Annotated in this window: 9 protein-coding genes and 4 pseudogenes; 2 read left to right on the forward strand and 11 right to left on the reverse strand. The window is 64.1% G+C overall.

The genetic code is table 11. The features are described 5' to 3' along the window. Nucleotides 1-52: 52 nt before the first annotated feature. The 4 genes from HK436_RS20720 to HK436_RS20735 form a co-directional block, all read right to left on the reverse strand. Nucleotides 53-913: an IclR family transcriptional regulator gene (locus tag HK436_RS20720; protein WP_244649082.1), complete on the reverse strand. Its 861-nt coding sequence runs from the start codon at nucleotides 911-913 to the stop codon at nucleotides 53-55. Nucleotide 914: 1 nt separating this feature from the next. Beyond that, nucleotides 915-1,718, reverse strand: coding sequence for an SDR family NAD(P)-dependent oxidoreductase (locus tag HK436_RS20725; RefSeq protein ID WP_173192784.1), 804 nt, complete (start codon nucleotides 1,716-1,718; stop codon nucleotides 915-917). Between the two features lie 79 nt (nucleotides 1,719-1,797). Next, on the reverse strand, nucleotides 1,798-2,811 hold the full coding sequence (locus HK436_RS20730; RefSeq protein WP_173192785.1) for a TRAP transporter substrate-binding protein: 1,014 nt from the start codon (nucleotides 2,809-2,811) through the stop codon (nucleotides 1,798-1,800). Nucleotides 2,812-2,846: 35 nt separating this feature from the next. After that, on the reverse strand, nucleotides 2,847-4,715 hold the full coding sequence (locus tag HK436_RS20735; RefSeq protein ID WP_173192786.1) for a TRAP transporter large permease subunit: 1,869 nt from the start codon (nucleotides 4,713-4,715) through the stop codon (nucleotides 2,847-2,849). Nucleotides 4,716-5,083: 368 nt separating this feature from the next. Between HK436_RS20735 and HK436_RS20740 the strand changes: the two genes are divergently transcribed. Beyond that, nucleotides 5,084-5,494: a TadE/TadG family type IV pilus assembly protein gene (locus HK436_RS20740; RefSeq protein ID WP_244649084.1), complete on the forward strand. Its 411-nt coding sequence runs from the start codon at nucleotides 5,084-5,086 to the stop codon at nucleotides 5,492-5,494. 32 nt (nucleotides 5,495-5,526) lie between these two features. Further along, entirely contained in the window at nucleotides 5,527-7,026 is a 1,500-nt protein-coding gene (locus HK436_RS20745) for a pilus assembly protein TadG-related protein (protein ID WP_173192788.1), read from the forward strand. Between the two features lie 149 nt (nucleotides 7,027-7,175). Here the strand turns inward: HK436_RS20745 and bglA are convergent. From bglA to HK436_RS20780, 7 genes and pseudogenes are all read right to left on the reverse strand, one after another. After that, a pseudogene (gene bglA, locus HK436_RS20750) lies at nucleotides 7,176-8,742 on the reverse strand (beta-galactosidase BglA). A 58-nt stretch (nucleotides 8,743-8,800) separates the two neighbouring features. Next, nucleotides 8,801-10,577, reverse strand: a pseudogene (glgX, locus tag HK436_RS20755) (glycogen debranching protein GlgX); the annotation flags it as partial. Between the two features lie 232 nt (nucleotides 10,578-10,809). Continuing rightward, nucleotides 10,810-12,438 carry an alpha-D-glucose phosphate-specific phosphoglucomutase gene (locus tag HK436_RS20760; protein WP_173192789.1) on the reverse strand — a complete coding sequence of 543 codons (1,629 nt, stop codon included), beginning with the start codon at nucleotides 12,436-12,438 and terminating at the stop codon, nucleotides 10,810-10,812. Nucleotides 12,439-12,454: 16 nt separating this feature from the next. After that, nucleotides 12,455-13,893: pseudogene (gene glgA / locus HK436_RS20765) on the reverse strand (glycogen synthase GlgA). Between the two features lie 3 nt (nucleotides 13,894-13,896). After that, nucleotides 13,897-15,159 carry a glucose-1-phosphate adenylyltransferase gene (gene glgC / locus HK436_RS20770; protein WP_173192791.1) on the reverse strand — a complete coding sequence of 421 codons (1,263 nt, stop codon included), beginning with the start codon at nucleotides 15,157-15,159 and terminating at the stop codon, nucleotides 13,897-13,899. A 22-nt stretch (nucleotides 15,160-15,181) separates the two neighbouring features. Then, nucleotides 15,182-17,355: pseudogene (gene glgB / locus HK436_RS20775) on the reverse strand (1,4-alpha-glucan branching protein GlgB). Between the two features lie 93 nt (nucleotides 17,356-17,448). Continuing rightward, nucleotides 17,449-19,917, reverse strand: coding sequence for a glycogen/starch/alpha-glucan phosphorylase (locus tag HK436_RS20780; RefSeq protein WP_173192793.1), 2,469 nt, complete (start codon nucleotides 19,915-19,917; stop codon nucleotides 17,449-17,451). Nucleotides 19,918-19,922: the final 5 nt, after the last annotated feature.

Genomic DNA, 19,922 nt, shown 5'->3' on the forward strand with positions numbered 1-19,922 from the left:
CCGTGCACCTGTGTCCACCGTCAACTCTTTCGCTCCGCTGTCACAACCGTATTCATCTGGAAAGTCTTCTGTCAGGGGCCTTCACGTTGCCGTTTTCGCGGCCGGCGTTTCTGGCTGCGAACATCTGCGCCAATTTGCCTTCGACCAGCCGCGCCTCCTGCAGCAGATAGCCGGCCAGTTCCGCCTGGCGCGCCTCCTGCATGCGGCTGTCGATCGCCGCCACGCTCAGCGCGCCGGCAATCCGCCCTTCTGGCGTTCGCAGCACCACGCCGATGCCCCAGGAGTTTGCGAAGATCAGCCCCGGATTGAGCGCGTAGCCCTTGCGCCGCGTGGCCGCCACGTCCTCGCGAATGCGGTCCTGCGACAGCATCGGATATTTTACGGCCATCACTTCCGAATTGGCCGCAAGCATGGCCTCGACCTCGTCGTCGGGAAGCGCCGAAAGCATCGCCAGGGAACCGGCACCTACGCCGAGCGGATGTTCGAAACCCGCCTGCAGCGCATGCGTGCGGACCGGATAGGTGCCCTCCTCCCGGTAAAGGCAGACCGAATAGGTATCGCGCCGCACCGAGAGGAAGGACGAATCCTCGGTCTTCCGGGAAAGCCGCAGCAGGCTCTCCATGGAGAGCTGCAAAAGGCCGAAGCGACGCGATGCGAGGCTGCCGAGCACGTAGGACTCTTCGCCCGGAAAATAGCGGCGGCTCTCGGCATCCTGATCCACGAACCCCGCGCGCATCAGCGCCAGCAGCAGCCGGCGACAGGTCGGTTTGTTGAGGCCGGTTTCCGCGACGAGGTCCGTGAGCGTAACACCACGATCGGCGTGCCTGCCGACGGTCGACAGCAGGCCGAGCGCGCGATCGACGCTTTGCGAACCGGTCGCGTCGCGATCCATCGGCGAAACCACCACCGTCATGTCACACCGCCCCGCCGGCAGCGCAGCTCTGCCCGCCATCCACCGGCAGGCAGACGCCGGTGATGAACCGTGCTTCGTCCGAGGCCAGGAAGACAGCCGCTGCGGCAACGTCCCAGGCCGTGCCCATATGGCCGAGCGGCACCATGGCGTTGCGCGCCGCCACCATATCGTCGGTGGTTTCGTATTGGCTGGAGATCTGTTTGTAGATCAGCGGCGTGTCGATCAGGCCGGGCATGATGCAGTTGGCGCGAATACCTTGCCGCGCATATTGCATCGCAAGCGCCACGGTCGCCTGGTTCACCGCCGCCTTTGTGGCGTAATAGGCGAAATAGGGGTAGCCGACATAGCGGATCGCCGCGAGCGACGAGATGTTGACGATCGCCCCGCTGCCACGCCGGAGCATGTGCGGCAGCACCGCCTTTGCGGTTCGGTAGACGGGGCCGATATTGAGGTCGAGCGCGGCCTGGAAAGCCGCTTCATCCAGTTCGACCGGTCCGCCCATATGCGTGACGCCGACATTGTTGTGCAGGATGTCGATGCCGCCGAGCGCATCGACGGTCGCAGAGGCCGCAGCCTCGACCGAGGCAAGTTGCGTCACGTCCGCCGCAATCGCGATCGCCTCGTTGCCCTCTTCGCGGATGATCGCAGCCGTCTCCTCAGCAGCGTCCGCGTTCAGGTCGATACAGGCGACACGAGCGCCGGCGCGCGCATAGGCGACGGCCGCAGCCTTGCCGTTGCCCCAGCCGGGGCCCGACGAGCCGGCACCGAAGACGATTGCGCATTTTTCCTTGAGACGCTGGCTCACGCCGATCTTTCTCCGAAAGGCATAGGAGTTTCAGTCGCGAGCGGCCCGGAAGCCGCCCGCAGATTCGTGTTTCAGACCATTAGCCGAGATCGGCGCCCACAGCCTTCTCGAGGATCGCCCAGGCATCGTCGCCGTATTTGCCCTTCCACTCGGCGTAGAAGCCGGCTTCCTTCAGCTTCTCGCGGAAGGAGGCAGCTTCGGCGTCGTTGATGGCCATGCCGTTCGATTCCAGCTCGCCGCGCAGCGTCGCATTGAGCGCAGCCACGTCCTCGCGCTCCTTGACGGCTGCCTCGTTGATGTTGCGGGCCACGATCTCGCGCACATCCTCGGGCATCGCTTCCCAGGCGCGCTTGTTGGCCAGGAACCAGAAGCCGTCCCACATGTGGTTGGTGACGGACAGATACTTCTGCACTTCGTAGAGCTTGGCCGTGGAGATGATGGCCAGCGGGTTCTCCTGCCCGTCGACGATGCCGGTCTGCAGTGCCGAATAGACCTCGGCGAAGTTGATGCTGGCGGGTGCGGATTCGAAGGCGGTGAACATCGAGGTCCACAGCGGGCTCACCGGCACGCGGATCTTGAAGCCCTTGAGGTCTTCGGCCGTGGCAACCGGCCCCACCGACGAGGTGATCTGGCGGAAGCCGTTGTCCCAGATCTTGTCCATAACGACGAGGTTGGACTTCTCGATCTCGCCGCGTACATAGGCGCCGAGCTCGCCGTCCATCGCCGGCCACACCTCATCGTAGCTCGGGAAGGCAAATCCGATGCCGCTGATCGAGGCATTGGCGACGAGCGTCGACAGGATCAGCGGCGACAGCGTGAAGAACTCGACGCCGCCCGAACGCACCTGGCTGAGCATGTCGGTGTCGGCGCCGAGCTGGTTGTTCGGGAAGATCTGGATCGCAACGCGGCCGCTGGTCTCCTCACGGATCTTGTCCATGGCCTCCTGCGCGCGCACGTTCATCGGGTGCGAGAGCGGCAGGTTGTTGGCGTATTTGTAGTTGAACTCGGCCGACTGGGCGCCGGCGTAGCGGATCGTGCTGACCAGCGGCAGCGCGGCCGCCCCCAGCACCAGTGTTCTGCGGGTGACGTTCATGCGGGTTTCCTCCTTGGTTGCATGTTTGATGGGCGTCACAGATACGAAATCGACAGCGCCGGAACGGCTGCGATGAGAAGCAGGCCGATGAGTAGCGCGCCCAGGTAAGGCCAGATTGCGCCCATCGCCTCGTCCGGCGAAACGTCGCCGATCTTGCAGGCGATGTAGAAGCCGATGCCGATGGGCGGCGCCATAAGGCCGATGTTCATCGCCGTGACCACGACCATGGCGTAGTGCACGTCGTGAATGCCGAGCTGCTTGGCGATGGGGAACATCAACGGCGCCATAAGCACGATCGCCGGCAGTCCTTCCAGCACACAGCCAAGCACCATGAAGACTGCAATGGTGACAAGCATGAACGAGAACCAGCCGCCGGGCAGTTCCTTCATCGCGGTTGCAAGCTGGAACGCAAAGCCAGTCTGCGTCAGCGCCCAGGCCATGGCGGAGGCGGTGCCAAGGATAAGCAGGATCGCACCTGACATCGCCGCAGTCTCGACCAGCATCGCATAGATCTTGGCAGGCTTGATGCCGCCATAGAGCACGATGCCGATGACGAAGGCGTAGACGACCGCGATGGTCGAAACTTCCGTCGCGGTGGCGATACCGCCGCCGACCGCGCCACGGATGATGAAGGGCAGAAGCAGTGCGGGCGCTGCGATCAACAGGGTGGTGCGTATCACCTTGAAGGACGCGCGCTTTACGCCCTCCATGTTTTCATGCCGCGCCTTCCAGCGCGCCAGCACGGCGAGCGCCAGCAGCAGCACCATGGCGATGACGAAACCGCTCGTAAACAGCGCAGCGATGGAGACGCCCGCCACCGAACCGAGCACGATTAGCACGATGGACGGCGGTACGGTGTCTGCCATGGCAGCACCCGTTGCCAGCAGCGCGATCATCTCCTTCGGCTTGTGGCCACGCCGTTTCATCTCGGGAAACAGCGCCGGCGCCACGGTCGCCATGTCGGAGACCTTGGAGCCGGAGATACCCGAGACGAGGAACAACGAGCCCAGCAGCACATAGGACATGCCGGCCTTCACGTGGCCGAGCAGCGAGCCCATGAATTCCACGATCGCCTTGCCCATGCCGGTGGCGTCGAGAATGCAGCCGAGCAGCACGAAGATCGGCACCGAAAGCAGGATCAGGCTCGACATGCCCTCGTCCATGCGGCCGATCATGACGATCATCGGCACATGCGTGGAGTATGTCAGGAAGGCGATGGTGCCGAGGCCGAAGCAGAAGGCGATCGGCACGCCCATCACCAGGCACAGCGCGGCCACGCCGACAAGGAAGATGAGAATGTTGCCGTGGCCGAGCCCCAGGAAGACCGGTTTCGCCAGCCAGAAAAGCCCGCCGAGCACCGCGAGCGTCACCACAGCCATCGCGATGTCGACTGGCTTCGATTCGCGCAGCAGATGGCCGATCGCCACGATCAGCATGAGCACGATGCCGAGCACGATGGCCGACACGCGGTAGCTGACCGATATGTTGAGCGCGGCAGACGTGATGAACGACTCCTCGCGCACATATTCGATCGCAGGCAGGATAAGCGCACCGAGCACCACCACCACGATCAACAGCGCCAGCGCATCGACAAAGCCGCGTAGCCGGTCGGGGAACATGCCGATGAAAACGGTAAGCCGCAGATGCTCGTTGCGGTCGATCGCGATCGCCGCGCCCATCATCGCGAGCCACAAGAAGGAGATGGAGGCGGCCTCGTCGACCCAGATGATCGGGGTATGCAGCAGGTATCGCGCGACGACGCCCGTCAGGAGCAAGCCGACAATGACGACGAGAAGCACCGCAGCCACGGCTTCGACCGGGCGCATGAGCGCCGAGCCAGGCCTTGCCCCCACGACCTCGGCCTGGGTTTCTATCGTCAGCGCTTCCTCGTTGGCAGACGCCATGCAGGCTCCTCCTCCCCGTCGAATCCGCGAACACAAGTCGCGAAACACGCCTTGGACCCAAAGCCGGCAACTACCTCTGCGCGGTAATCGCTCCTCCCGACCGATCCTGGCGAAGTTCGATCAATGATCCACATTATGGACCATAAACTCCCTAAGTCCTGCTTATTTACATAGAACGCCTTTCTAAGCAAGCATAGTGCGCAGAAAGAGCGATCCATATAGTGGATCAACACTGCGAGGCAGGTGCTCTATGGAAGCATAACGCAATTCAAATCTACCAGTGGTTGCATCTGCGTTGTACCACTTCCCTACCGCGTGCGTGCTCTTCTTCCGATATGAGCAGGCAATATCGCACATCTCGACTTCGCATGTTCGGCACCGACCGGTCGGCCACGGCGGCGGTCGAGTTTGCGATCCTCAGCCCGCTCTACATTTTTCTCATCATGGGCATGACGGCTTACGGCATCTATTTCGGTGCCAGCCATTCCGTGCAGCAACTGTCTGCCGACGCAGCACGAGCGGCCATCGCCGGCATCGATGCCACGGAGCGCCAGACGCTGGCTTCCGACTTCATTGGGCGCAACGCCAGCGGCTATCTCTTTATCGATGGTGACAAGCTGTCGGTCTCCGTCGGCGACAATCCCGCAGTGCCCGGCCAGTTCAATGTCACCATAAGCTACGACGCCAGCAATCTGCCGATCTGGGGCCTGTTCGACCGCCTCGCAATGCCGCATCGCACGATCCTGCGTCGATCCACCATTCGCATCGGAGGCATATGATGGGCTCGTTGTCATCCGGGTTGCGCCGCGGAATGAGGGTCCTGCGCGACACGTCGGGCCAGTTCGCGTTGATGACCGCCATCCTTGCGCCCGTCGCGATCACCCTTGCGGCATTTGCCGTCGACGCTGGCTCGCTTTATGTCGAAAAGCGTCAGGCTCAGGCACTCGTAGACCTGGCCGCGATCACCGCGGCGGCCAATCTGGGCAAGGCCGAGCAGGCCGCGATGGTCACCTTCGCAGACAATGGCGCAACCGACGCAGCGTCCGGTGAAAACGTCTCGGTGGTAACTGGCCATTACAACGCTACCGGCCCCATACCCCAGGAGCGTTTCACAGCCGGTGCCGGCCCGGTCAACGCAGCAAGGGTCGTCTATCGGACGACGGGTTCGCGATATTTCGCCGGCGCGATCATTCCGCCGCCGGAGATCGTGGTCGCCGCCACCGCCGGCACTGAGGCAGAAGCCGCGTTCTCCGTCGGGTCGCGCCTGGCCGCGCTCGACGGCGGCATCGTCAATACGCTGCTTAGTGGCCTTACCGGCTCCAGCATCTCGCTATCGGTGATGGACTATAATGCGCTGCTGGATGCGGATGTCAGCCTGCTATCCTTTCTCGACCAGCTCGCAATAGACCTCGACCTTGGTGCGGGCAGCTACAAACAAGCCCTTGAGGCGGCCGTCACAGTCGGCCAGATTGCAAAGTCTCTGTCAAAAACACCCGGTCTGGCCGGCAGTGCTAAGTCGGCGGCCGGCAAGCTGTCGTTCCAGGCATCTGGCGGCCGCGCACCGACCTTGCAGCTTTCGCGGCTTATCGACCTCGGGCAGTCCCACGGCAACCTCCTCGCCTCCAATATCGAGCAGATCGCCGCCGATGTCGGGGTACTTGAGCTTCTGGCACTCAGCACCGTCGTAGCCGGCAAGGGCAAGCAGGTCGCACTCGACCTCGGCGCACACGTACCCGGCCTGCTGGCCGTCACCGTCGATCTTGCCATCGGCGAGCCGCCGCAACAGTCGCCCTGGCTGCGGATCGGCAGCAATGGAGACGTCGTGCGCACCGTGCAGACCAGGCTGTCGCTGGTGGCCGAAATCGGCGGGCTGGGCGGTTTGCTTGGCGCGAAAATCCGCATCCCGCTCTATCTCGAACTGGCGTTCGCGGAGGCACGGCTGAAAGGCGTCACCTGCCCGTCCGGCTCACCCGCTGGCGTCAAGGTCTCCGTGGAAGCGCGCCCCGGCATCGCAAACCTTTACCTGGCCGAGGTGAACCCGGCAAAGATCGTCGATTTCGCAAACCCCGCCCCGCGCGCACCGGCGCGTCTGGTGCAAATGCCGTTGGTAAACGTCACCGCACAGGCTCACGCAGAAATCGCCGAGATGGATTACAAGACGCTCGCATTCTCCGCGTCGGACATTGCGTCCGGCAAGATCAAACAGATTTCGACGCACGCGATCGTCGGTTCGCTGACGAAGTCGCTTTTTCGAGCCTGCAGCTCGACGTCAATGTCATCGGCCTCGGCATCGGCCTGCCGTCGAATCTGACCGGCCTTCTCGGGCAGACTATCGGCGCTGCCGCGCCTGCGCTCGACGCTGTTTTGGCCAACCTCCTGTCGACGCTCGGCCTGGCCCTTGGCCAGGCAGACGTGCGCGTCCACGGGGCGAATTGCGGCCGGGCCGTTCTGGTGCAGTAGTCAGAAAGGCTTCACCTGCCAGCCGAGCGGCGGCAGCTCGGTGCCATCCGGATCGGCAAGCCGCACCGTCTCCGTGCCGAAATTGAAGGCGCAGAGCAGCCGTTCACCTTCCGCCTCACGCTCGAAGGCAAGCACATCCTTGTCGTGGCCGTCGACCAACCTGATGGTGCCGCGCATCAATGCCGGGCTTTCCCGCCGCATCTTCAGCATAGCGCGATAGTGGTTGAGGACTGAGCCGGCGGTCTTGTCCTGAACGTCGACAGCGCGCGCGATATGCTCAGCCGGCACCGGAAGCCACGGCTTGGCGGTGGAGAAGCCGCCATTGGCTTCCTCTTCTTCCCACACCATCGGCGTGCGGCATCCATCGCGCCCCTTGTAGCCGGGCCAGAAGCGGATGCCGTAGGGGTCGCGCAAATCCTCGAAAGCCAGGTCGGCTTCCGTCAGTCCCAGCTCCTCCCCTTGATAGATGCAGATCGAACCGCGCAGGCAGCAAAGAAGCGCGATCGAGAAACGCGCCATCGCATCGACATCTTCGTCGGGCCGCAGCCAGCGCGATACATGGCGTGGCACGTCGTGGTTGGAAAAGGCCCAGCAGACCCAGCCCTCGGGTGCCGCTTCCTCGAAAGCCTCGATATGGCCGCGGACATAGGCGGCGGAGAATTCCGGGCTGAGCAGGTCGAACGTATAGCACATATGCAGCCGCTCGGGGCCGCTTGTGTAGCTGGCAACCGTCTGCAGCGATCTGTGTCCATCGCCGACTTCGCCCACTGACGCGCGCGTCGTAGGTTTCCAGGAGCGCCCGCAGCCGCGTCAGAAACACGAGGTTTTCGGGCTGCGTCTTGTCGTAGAGATGATCCTGGAAACCGTATGGGTTGGCTTCCGGCACGTCGCTGCCCCTGCCCTTTGGCAGCGGCGGATTATCGCGCAGCAGCGCGTCGTGCACATAGTGATTGACGGTATCGAGACGGAAACCGTCGACGCCGCGCTCCAGCCAGAAACGCACGGAATCCAGCAACGCGTTCTGGACGTCGGGATTGTGGAAGTTCAGGTCCGGCTGCGAGGCAAGGAAATTGTGCATGTAATATTGCCGTCGCACCGCGTCCCATTCCCAGGCCGGCCCGCCGAACACCGAAAGCCAGTTGTTTGGGGACGTGCCGTCAGGCTTGGCGTCAGCCCAGACATACCAGTCGGATTTCGGGTTCGTGCGGCTCGACCGGCTCTCGACGAACCATGGGTGCTGGTCGGATGAATGCGACAGCACCTGGTCGATGATGACCTTCAGCCCCAGCCCGTGCGCTTCCTCGACCACCGCGTCGAAGTCGGCAAGCGTGCCGAACAGTGGATCGACGTCGCAATAATCCGAAACGTCGTAACCCATGTCGGCCATCGGCGACTTGAAGAACGGCGACAGCCAGACTGCGTCGACGCCGAGCGAGGCCGCATGATGCAATCGCCGCACCACGCCCTTCAGGTCGCCGACGCCGTCGCCCGTCGTGTCCTGGAACGAGCGCGGGTAGATCTGGTAGATCGAGCATCCGCGCCACCAGTCCCGGTCAGTCTCGGCCATCGTCGCTCTCCATCTCATGCCATTTCACCTCGTCGGGGCCGATCTCGACCCGCAGACCGCCGAGCACCATCGTCAGGTACCGCCGCGTGGGATCTTCCCAGTCCGTGACGATCATCGGCGCGCCGTCCTCGCGCAGCCAGCAGACCTCGCCGTCTTGCAGCCGTGTCGTCTCGCGCAAGGCTGCGATCGTGCGGCGCAGGCCCGATAGCGCCCGCACGAAGGCTTCCAGCTCTTCGTCGCGCCCTTCCCAGTCGAGCCAGGTGATGGCGTTGTCCTGCGCATAGGCGTTATTGTTGCCGCCCTGCGTGCGCCCGAACTCGTCGCCCGCCGTCAGCATGATCGTCCCGCGCGAGGCGAACAGGCTGGCAAGCAGCGCCTTGATGTCCTGCCGGCGCGCGGCCACGACCGCCTCGTCGGCGGTCTCGCCTTCAACACCGTGATTCCACGACAGATTGTCGTCGTGCCCGTCGCGATTGTCCTCGCCATTGGCAAGGTTGTGCTTGCACTCGTAGGAGACGAGATCGCGCAGCGTCATCCCGTCATGTGCGGCGAGGAAATTGACGCTGCGCGTTGCATTGCCCGAAAACACGTCGAACGACCCCGCAAGCCGTCGTCGCCAGCGAGCCGACCATGCCGGCATCGCCGCGCCAGAAGCGGCGCACATCGTCGCGGAAACGGTCGTTCCATTCAAGAAACGGCGGCTGAAAATTGCCGAGCTGATAACCGCCCGGTCCGATGTCCCACGGCTCGGCGATCAGGATACGATCCCTGAGGATTTCGTCTTCGATCATCGCGCGCAGCAGCGGTGCGTCGGCCCGAAAACCGTTCGCATCGCGGCCGAGAATGGGCGCCAGGTCGAAGCGAAACCCGTCGACGCCGGCATGGCGCACGAATGTGCGCAGCGAATCCAGCACGAGGCGCTGCATCGCCGGATGGTCGCATGCCACCGTATGGCCGGTACCGGTGTCGTTGACCAGCCGGCCGTAAGCGTCGTGGCGGTAATAGGCCCGCGCGTCGAGGCCGCGCAGCGAGAGCGTCGGGCCGAGCGCATCGCTCTCCGCCGTGTGGTTGAAGACGAGGTCGAGGATCACGCCTATGCCAGCCTCGTGAAACGCCGCCACCGTCTTCCGCAATTCCGCCCAGCCGCCGGGCGCAAGCCGGGGGTCGAGCGCCATGAAGGTGACGGGATTGTAGCCCCATGCGTTGCGCAGCCCGAGCGGCGGCAGATGGCGCTCATCCATCCACGCGGTGATCGGCATCAGCTCCACCGCACCGACGCCCAGCCCGACGAGATGCTCGATGACCGCAGGATGCGCGAGCGCACCGATCGTCCCTCGCAGATGCTCCGTCACGGCCGGATGCCGCATTGTGAAACCACGTACGTTGAGTTCGTAGATCAACCCGCCGGGCCTGAAACGCGGCGGCGCGACAACCACCCGCGGCAGCTTGCGAACCAGCGCCTTGGGCATCAGCGGCGCGGTATCGCCGCCCTCCCCGCGCCGCGCCGCAAGCCTGGCATCGTAGGCATATGGCCGGTCGATCTCCAAAGCGTATGGATCGACCAGCAGCTTGTCAGGATCGAACCACAGGCCGTGCTGGGGGTCGGAAGGCCCGTCGGCCCGCAGGCCGTAGCGGGCGCCTTCTCCGAGGCCGGCGATCTCCGCTGAGAACATGCCTTCAGCCCCACGCGCCAGCTCGACCCGGTCCGTCTCGCGGTCATGGTCGTCGAAAATCGAGACCCAGATGCGCTCGGCCGCACCGGACCAGACGGAAAAGCGGATGCCGCCCGCTTCCAGCACTGCTCCAGGCTGGAGTCCTTCGCTCACGACAGCCATCGTACTCGACCGCGACGACCTAGTCCGTGCGTCCTTCGAGGCTCGCTACGCTCGCACCTCAGGATGAGGAAAGTGGGTGGATCGAATCCGCCTTCACGGACTCGCTGCAAGTCAAATGAACGACCCTCGAGTCTGCGAGCTTGCGTGCTCGATGCACAACAGCCCTCATCCTGAGGTGCGAGCGTAGCGAGCCTCGAAGGACGCACCCCCACGGCTGCTACCGAGCCAACGATCACGTAATCACGCTCGGCGCGGACCGGCCGGTATGCTTCGTGATACCGGCGATCTCGTCGGCCGCCGCGATCAGGTCCGCCAGCGCTTCCTGCGTCTCGATGTCGTGCCTGTCGGCGGCCGGCTCGTAGCGCTCGATATAGACGCGCAGCGTCGCGCCCGACGTGCCAGTGCCGGAGAGGCGGAAGACGGCGCGCGAGCCGCCGGCAAACAGCACCCGCACGCCCTGCTTTTCGCTCACCGACCCGTCGACCGGATCATGGTAGGCGAAATCGTCGGCGGCCTCGACCGTGAGCCCGGCGACCGTGCGACCCGGCAGGTTCGGCAGCGCCGCGCGCAAGGCATCCATCAGCCGGTTAGCGGCATCCGTATCCACGCCCTCGTAGTCGTGCCGCGAATAGTAGTTGCGGCCAAAGGTCTTCCAGTGACCGCGCACGATCTCGCCGACACTCTCCTTGCGCACGGCGAGGATGTTCAGCCAGAGCAGGACGGCCCAAAGCCCATCCTTCTCCCGCACATGGTCCGAGCCGGTGCCCGCGCTCTCCTCGCCGCAGATCGTGGCGAGCCCCGCATCGAGCAGATTGCCGAAGAATTTCCAGCCCGTCGGCGTTTCATAGATGCCGATGCCCAGCTTCTCGGCCAGCCTGTCGGCCGCCGCACTAGTCGGCATCGACCGCGCGATGCCCTTCAGCCCGTCGCTGTAGCCCGGTGCCAGATGGGCGTTTGCGGCAAGCATCGCGAGCGAGTCTGAAGGCGTAACGAACATGCCTCGGCCGATCACCAGGTTGCGGTCGCCATCGCCATCCGAAGCGGCGCCGAAATCGGGCGCGTCGTCCGACATCATCAGGTCGAAGAGCTCGCGCGCATGAACGAGGTTCGGGTCGGGATGGTGGCCGCCGAAATCGGGCAGCGGCACGGCGTTGCGTGCCGTTCCCTGGGCCGCGCCCAGCCGTCGCTCGAGAATCTCCACCGCATAAGGCCCGGTTACCGCGTGCATGGCGTCGAACACCATCCGGAAACCGGACGCGAACATCGCCCTGATCGCGTCAAAGTCGAACAGGCTTTCCATCAGCTCGGCATAGTCGGCTACCGGGTCGGCGACCTCGACAGTCATGTCCCCGGCCGAAAAGCTGCCCACCGTGTCGAGATCGATGTCAGGCACATCCGCGATCGCGTAACGGTCGATCTCGCGACTGCGGGCATAGATCGCTTCGGTGACTTTTTCCGGCGCGGGGCCGCCATTGCCGACATTGTACTTGATGCCGAAATCCTCGTTCGGCCCGCCCGGATTGTGGCTGGCCGAAAGCAAGATGCCACCAAAGGCTTCGTTCTTGCGGATGAGATGGGATGCGGCCGGTGTCGACAAAATGCCGCCGCGCCCGACGATCACCCGGCCGAAGCCGTTGGCCGAGGCCATCTTGATCGCGATCTGGATCGCCTCGCGGTTGAAGTAGCGGCCATCGCCGCCGATCACCAGCGTCTCGCCGCGATAGCCCGCCACCGAATCGAAGATCGACTGGATGAAGTTCTCGACATAGTTCTTCTGCTGGAAGACCGGCACCTTCTTGCGCAGCCCGGACGTGCCCGGTTTCTGGTCGTCATACGGCGTGGTCTCGACGATCGAGATCATATGCAAAATTCCTCTGTCATGCGGCCAGCGAGCGGAACAGCGCGACATAGTCCCGTGCGCTCGCCTGCCAGGATACGTCCGCCTTCATGCCCTGCTTCTGCATCGCTGTCCAAGCCCCGCGATCGGCGAAAACGCCGCACAGGCGTTGCACCGCGCCGACAAGCGCATCTCCCGATCCGGGGGCAAACTGGAAGCCGGTTGCCACGCCTGCGGAAAGTGCCGCATGGTTGGCATCGATCACCGTATCGGCAAGCCCCCGGTGCGCGCCACCACCGGCACGCAGCCGTAGCGCAGCCCGTAAAGCTGGGTGAGCCCGCACGGCTCGAACCGCGACGGGATGAGGATGGCGTCAGCCCCGCCCTGCAGGAGGTGCGACAGCTCCTCGTCATAGCCGACCACCACGCCGATCCGGCCGCGATGGCGTGCGGCCCCTGCCAGCAGGGCGCCCTCGAGGCCCTGGTCGCCAGAGCCCAGCACCGCCAGCCGTGCGCCGAGGTCGGCAATCGCGTCGAGCTCGGCGGCGAGAATATCCATGCCCTTCTGCCAGGTCAGACGGCTGACCACGCACAGAAGCGGGCTTGCATCGGCGTCGAGGCCGAAACGCTGCTCCACGGCACGTCGGTTCTTGCCCCGCGCCTTGAGCGATTTCGCCGAAAAGGTCTCCGCCAGATGTGGGTCGATCTGCGGGTCCCATTGCCCCGTGTCGATGCCGTTCAGGATGCCGTGCAGATGTCCGGCCCTCAGGTTTATCAGCCCATCGAGCCCCATGCCGAATTCGGGCGTACGGATTTCCTGCGCATAGGTCGGGCTGACGGTCGTGATCGCATGCGCCGCCTGCAGGCCGGCCTTGAGGAAGCCGACGCCGCCGAAATATTCCACGCCGTCGAGCGCCATCGCCTGTGGCGGCAGGCCGAGCTCGGGGAAGATCGAGGCGGGAAATTGCCCCTGAAAGGCCAGGTTGTGCACCGTCATCACCGAGGGCGGAGATGGCTGCTCGTCATAGCGCAGATAGGCGAGCGTCAACGCCGCCTGCCAGTCATGCGCATGAACGATGTCGGGCCGGAGGTCTCCGACCGCCCCGCTCGCAATATCGGCCGCAGCAGCGCGCGCGAACGCGGCAAAGCGGCGCCAGTTGTCCGGCCAGTCGACACCGCTGCCGTCGCCGTAGGCTCCGCCCGGCCGGTCGAACAGATGCGGGGCGTCAAGCACGATCAGGTCGAGCCCGTCGAGCGTGCCGGCGACAATCCGCGCCTTGCCGCCGAAGAGGTCGGCATAGCTGTGCAGCGCCTTCGTCTTCTTCGGCAGCCGCGCAAGCACCGAAGGATAGCCGGGCAGCATAGTCCGCACCGAGACGCCGAGTGCTGCCAACGCCCCCGGCAACGCGCCGGTCACGTCGGCCAGCCCGCCCGTCTTGATGAGCGGAAACACCTCGGATGCGACAGAGAGGATTTTCATGCGTCAGTCGTTCAGTCGGTCGATCATCTTCTGCGTGATCAGGCATACGCCCTTTTCCGTGCGCCTGAAACGCTTCGCGTCGAGCTTTGGATCCTCGCCCACCACCAGCCCCTCGGGAATCTTCACGCCACGGTCGATCACCACGCGGGAAAGCTGCGCGTTGCGGCCGACATGGCAATTGGGCAGCACCACCGCCTCATCGAGCGAAGAGAACGAGTTCACCCGCGCGCCGGTGAAGATCAGGCTGCGCCGCAGCGCAGCGCCTGAGATGATGCAGTCGCCCGCCACAAGCGAGGAGATGGCCGAGCCGCGCCGCCCTTCCTCGTCGTGGACGAACTTCGCCGGCGGCTTGATCTCGGCATAGGTCCAGATCGGCCAGTCCCGGTCGTAGATGTCGAGTTCGGGCGTGATGTCGGTCAGGTCGATATTGGCTTCCCAATAGGCGTCCACCGTGCCGACGTCGCGCCAGTAGGCCTCGCGTTCGAAGCTGGAACGCACGCAGGAAGTGGCGAAGCGATGGGCCACGGCCTTCCCGTTCTTGACGATGTAGGGAATGATGTCCTTGCCGAAATCGCGGCTGGAATCCTTCATCTCCGCGTCGCGGCGAAGCTGGTCCATCAGGAAGGCGGTGCGGAAGACGTAGATGCCCATCGAGGCGAGCGCGAAGTCCGGCTTGTCGGGAATGCCGGGCGGATCCGCGGGTTTTTCGACGAAGGCGATGACGCGGTCCTTCTCGTCGACATGCATGACGCCAAAGCCGGTCGCCTCCATGCGCGGCACTTCCAGACAGCCGATGGTGACGTCGGCACCCTGGTCGACGTGCTGACGCAGCATCAGCTCGTAGTCCATCTTGTAGATGTGGTCGCCGGCCAGGATGACCATGTATTCGACGCCATAATCTTCGATGATGTCGGCATTCTGGAACACCGCATCGGCGGTGCCCTCGTACCACTGCGTTTCAGAGACGCGCTGGCTTGCCGGCAATATGTCGAAGCTCTCGTTGCGCTCCGGCCGGAAGAAGTTCCAGCCGCGCTGCAGGTGGCGGATCAGCGAATGCGCCTTGTACTGGGTAGCGACGCCGATACGCCGGATGCCCGAATTGAGCGCGTTGGAGAGCGCGAAATCGATGATGCGCGTCTTGCCGCCGAAATAGACCGCCGGTTTTGCACGCACGTCGGTCAGTTCGGCAAGCCGGCTCCCCCTGCCGCCAGCGAGCACATAGGCCATCGCGTCGCGGGCCAGCGGCTGTGGTCGTTTCTGTTCCATCGTTCCCTCCTCCTCCCGACCTTTACGGTTCGTATTCAAGCATGATCGTCGCCAGCGGCGGCAAGGTCATCCGTGCGACGATACGACCCCCATCCTCCGCAACCGCCTCGACCGCGCCGCCATTGCCCTGCCCACTGCCGCCATAGTCGCCAGCATCGGTGTTGACGATCTCACGCCATGTTCCGGCGTTCGGCAACGGCACGCGATAGTCCTGGCGGGCGACCGGGGTGAAATTGGAGATGACCGCCACTGGCGGCGCATCGGGCGCCATGCGCAGCCAGGCGAAAATCGAGTTCTGCGCATCGTCGGCGATCAGCCAGCGAAAACCTTCTGGCTCGCAGTCGCGCGCATGCAGCGCCGGCGTTTCGCGATAGGCGTGGTTGAGATCCCGCAGCAGGCGCCGCACACCCTCATGTGCCGGCGCTTCCAGCAGGTCCCAGTCGAGCGCGCGCGCCTCGCTCCATTCGCGGCGCTGGGCGAATTCCTGCCCCATGAACAGAAGCTTCTTGCCGGGATAGCCCCACATGAAGGCGTAGTAGGCGCGGAGCGTCGCGAATTTCTGCCAGTCGTCGCCCGACATCTTGGAAAGGAGCGTGCCTTTCCCATGCACGACCTCGTCGTGGGAAAGCGGCAGGACGAAATTCTCGGAGAACGCGTAGAGAAGGCCGAAGGTAATCTCGTTGTGATGATGCTTTGGTGCACCGGCTCGCGCGCCATGTATTGCAGCGTGTCGTGCATGAAGCCCATGTTCCACTTGAAGCCGAAGCCCAGCCCGCCTTCGTGCACGGGATGTGAAACCTTGGGCCATGAGGTGGATTCCTCGGCGATCGTCATGATGCCGGGGTGGGAGCCGTAGACGGCCGCGTTCATCTTCTGCAGGAAATCGACGGCCTCGAGGTTCTCGCGGCCGCCCAGCTCGTTGGGTATCCACTCGCCCGCCTTGCGCGAATAGTCGAGATAGAGCATCGAGGCGACGGCATCGACCCGCAGCCCGTCGAGATGGTATTTCTCGGCCCAGAACAGGGCGTTGTTGACGAGGTAGGCCAGTACCTCGCGCCGGCCGAAATTGTAGATCGCCGTGTTCCAGTCCGGGTGGAACCCCTTGCGCGGGTCGGCATGTTCGTAAAGCGCGGTGCCATCAAACCGCGCCAGCCCGTGCGCATCTGTCGGGAAATGCGCCGGCACCCAGTCGAGGGTCACCCCGATGCCGGCCCTGTGCGCGCCGTCGACGAAGCGCGCGAACCCCTCCGGCTCGCCGAAACGCGCCGTCGGCGCGTAAAGGCCGGTCGTCTGGTAGCCCCATGACGGATCGTAGGGATGCTCGGTGATCGGCATGAACTCGATATGGGTGAACCCCATGTCGACAACATAGGGGATCAGTCTTTTGGCCAGTTCGTCCCAGGTCAGGAAGGACCCGTCGTCGTGGCGCTGCCAGGAGCCGGCATGCACCTCGTAGGTCGAAACCGGCTGCCGGCGCGCATCGGCATCGCGCCAGAAACGGCGATGCGCCGCGTCACCCCAGTCGTGGGCAGGCGAATGGTCGGTTATCGAACCCGTCGCCGGGCGCAGCTCGGCGCGGAACGCGAACGGGTCCGCCTTCAGCGGCACGCGCTTTCCGTCCGGCCCGACGATCTCGTATTTGTAGACGCGCCCGGCGTCGATGTCGGGCACGAACACCTCCCAGATGCCGGTGTCGACACGCCTGCGCATCGCATGCCGCCGCCCGTCCCACTCGTTGAAGTCGCCCACCACCGAGACGCGCTGCGCATTCGGCGCCCATACAGCAAAGTGCACGCCATGCGCGCCCTCATGGTCTATGACATGCGCGCCGAGCTTGTCGAACAGCCGCAGATGCGAGCCTTCGCCGATGTAGTAGTCGTCCATCGGCCCAAGCACCGGCCCGAACGAATATGCGTCGGTCACCCACCACTCGCCGCCGGCATTGCGCGCCAGGTATTTCAGTGGCTGGCGCTTGCGGATCGTCAGCCTGCCTTCAAAGAAGCCCGCATCATGACGGCGCAGGAGTTCGCCTGCCGGTTTGCCGGCGAGCGTGAAGGCGGTGACGCTTTCCGCGTGAGGAATGAAGCAGCGCGCGAGAAGCCCTTTCTCGCCCTCATGCACGCCCAGCACCGCGAAGGGGTTGCCATGGGAGCCGGAAACGACGGCATCAATGTCGCCCTGCGGCGTCAGCGCCATCTTCCCTTCGGGTTCCCTCCTCCCGGATGCTGTCATCTGGACGCGGCCTTCTCCTCCACCGAACTCACAAGCCCCAGCGTTTTTCTCACCCTATCACGCCGGCACGTTCCAAATCTCCTTCGCATATTGCCTTATCGTGCGGTCGGAAGAGAACCAGCCGACGCGCGCCGTATTGCGGATCGTCATGCCGTACCAGCGCGGGCTGTCGCGCCAGAGTTCGTCAACGTGGCGCTGCGCGCCCGCATAGGCGTCGAAGTCGGCCGCGACCATGAACCAGTCATGATCGTAGAGCCCACCGATAAGATCGCGATAGCGCTCCGGATCGTCGGGCGAAAACACGCCGGACGCGATCGCTTCAAGCGCCTGCCTCAGCTCGGGCGATTTCTCTATGATCGCGCGCGGCTCGTAGCCGCCGGCCCGGCGCTCGGCCACTTCGTCGGCCTTCAGCCCGAAGATCACGATGTTTTCCGCGCCGACGCACTCGCTGATCTCGACATTCGCGCCGTCGAGCGTGCCGATCGTCAGCGCACCGTTGAGCGCGAACTTCATGTTCCCGGTGCCGGAAGCCTCCAGCCCCGCGGTAGAAATCTGCTCGGAGAGGTCGGCCGCGGGGATCATCACCTCGGCGGTGGAAACGTTGTAGTTCGGCACGAACACCACTTTCAGCAGCCCCCGCACCGACGGGTCGCTGTTGATGACCCGCGCAACGTCGTTGGCGAGCTTTATGATCAGCTTGGCATTGTGGTAGCTCGGTGCCGCCTTGCCTCCGAAGAATTTCACGCGCGGCAGCCAGTCCTTTTCCGGATGAGAGCGGATCTGGTCGTAGAGCGCCACCGCCTCGATGATGTTGAGAAGCTGGCGCTTGTATTCGTGAATGCGCTTGATCTGGATGTCGAACAGTGCCGACGGATCGAGCCGCAGCCCCATCCTGTCACCGATCAGCGAAACCAGCCGTTCCTTGTTGGCGCGCTTCACCGCCGCGAACTGCTCCTGGAAAGCCGCATCGTCGGCGAAGGCGTCCAGCTCCTTGAGCGCGTCGATATCGTCCAGGAACCTGTCGCCGATGGCCTCGCGGATCAGGTTCGTCAGGCCCGGATTGCATTGCATCAGCCAGCGGCGCGGCGTGATGCCGTTTGTCTTGTTATTGATGCGTTTTGGGTAGAGCCGATGGAGATCGGCGAACACCGTCTCCTTCATCAGCTCGGTATGCAGGGCCGAAACACCGTTGACCGAGAATGCGCCGACAAAGGCGAGATTGCCCATGCGCACGCGGCGCTCGCCGTCCTCGTGGATCAGCGAGATCGCCCGCACCTGTTCGTCGGAGAACTTGCCGGTCGAGCGCACCCTCAGCAGCACCTCGGCGTTGATCGCATAGATGATCTGCATGTGGCGCGGCAAAAGCCGCTCGAACAGCGGCACCGGCCAGCTTTCCAACGCCTCCGGCAGCAGCGTGTGGTTTGTGTAGGCAAAGGTGCGGTTGGTGATGTCCCACGCCACGTCGAAATCGTGGCCGTGCACGTCCATCAGGAGCCGCATCAGTTCGGCGACTGCGATCGCCGGATGCGTATCGTTGAGGTGGATTGCGGCCTTGTCCGGCAGCGATGTCAGGTCGGGATACTGGCTCAGATGGCGACGAACGATGTCCTGCACCGAAGCCGCCGAGAAGAAATACTCCTGGCGCAGCCGCAGTTCCTGACCCGCCTGATGGCTGTCGGCGGGGTAGAGAACCCGCGTCAGCGCCTCCGCCTTGTTGCTCTCGCGCAGCGCGCCGATATGGTCGCCGGCGTTGAAAGCGTCGAGCAGGATCGGATCGATCGGCATCGCCGACCATAGCCGCAGCGTGTTGACGCGCTTGGCCCGCCATCCAACCACCGGTGTATCGACGGCAACCGCGAGAAACCGCTCCGTCGGTTTCCAGACGTGACGCTCCAGCCGGCCGTCCTTGGACGTCACGGAGCTGACTGCGCCGCCGAAGCCGATCTCGTAAGCGCCCTCGCGCCGTTCGAACTCCCACGGATTGCCGTGTTCCAGCCACGTTTCCGGCAGCTCAACCTGCCAGCCATCGTGAATTTCCTGCCGGAACAGCCCATGCACATAGCGGATGCCGTAGCCATGTGCGGGTATGTCCACGCTTGCCATCGATTCCATAAAGCAGGCAGCCAGCCGCCCGAGGCCACCGTTGCCCAGTGCCGCGTCCGGCTCCAGCCCGGCGATCACGTCGATGTCGACGCCATGGATCGCCAGCGCCTCGCGCATCGCGTCCATCAGGCCGAGATTGGAGAAGGCGTCGCGCATCAGCCGGCCGATCAGGAACTCCATCGACAGGTAATAGACCCGCTTGTCGCCCTGCTCGTAGGCGCGCCGCGTGGATTCGATCCAGCGATCGACTACGCGGTCGCGCACCACCTTGATGGAGGCTGCGAGCCAGTCGTGACGCGTGGCGACCGACGGCTCCTTGCCGACGCGGTATTTCAGGCATTCGATGATTTCCGCCGCCAGCTTGAGCACATCAACCTGTCTCGCGGCGGCATGATCGGATGCGGAAGTTCTGGTCAATGTCATAATGC

The organism is Neoaquamicrobium sediminum (genome assembly GCF_013240295.1).
GTDB classification, from domain to species: Bacteria; Pseudomonadota; Alphaproteobacteria; order Rhizobiales; family Rhizobiaceae; genus Aerobium; species Aerobium sediminum.

Bases quoted from the DNA above. Each gene is read 5' to 3' on its own strand.
- HK436_RS20780 (WP_173192793.1), bottom strand. From the start codon at position 19,917: ATGACATTGACCAGAACTTCCGCATCCGATCATGCCGCCGCGAGACAG.
- HK436_RS20730 (WP_173192785.1), bottom strand. From the start codon at position 2,811: ATGAACGTCACCCGCAGAACACTGGTGCTGGGGGCGGCCGCGCTGCCG.
- HK436_RS20735 (WP_173192786.1), bottom strand. From the start codon at position 4,715: ATGGCGTCTGCCAACGAGGAAGCGCTGACGATAGAAACCCAGGCCGAG.
- HK436_RS20745 (WP_173192788.1), top strand. From the start codon at position 5,527: ATGAGGGTCCTGCGCGACACGTCGGGCCAGTTCGCGTTGATGACCGCC.
- glgC (WP_173192791.1), bottom strand. From the start codon at position 15,159: ATGGAACAGAAACGACCACAGCCGCTGGCCCGCGACGCGATGGCCTAT.
- HK436_RS20760 (WP_173192789.1), bottom strand. From the start codon at position 12,438: ATGATCTCGATCGTCGAGACCACGCCGTATGACGACCAGAAACCGGGC.
- HK436_RS20740 (WP_244649084.1), top strand. From the start codon at position 5,084: ATGTTCGGCACCGACCGGTCGGCCACGGCGGCGGTCGAGTTTGCGATC.
- HK436_RS20720 (WP_244649082.1), bottom strand. From the start codon at position 913: ATGACGGTGGTGGTTTCGCCGATGGATCGCGACGCGACCGGTTCGCAA.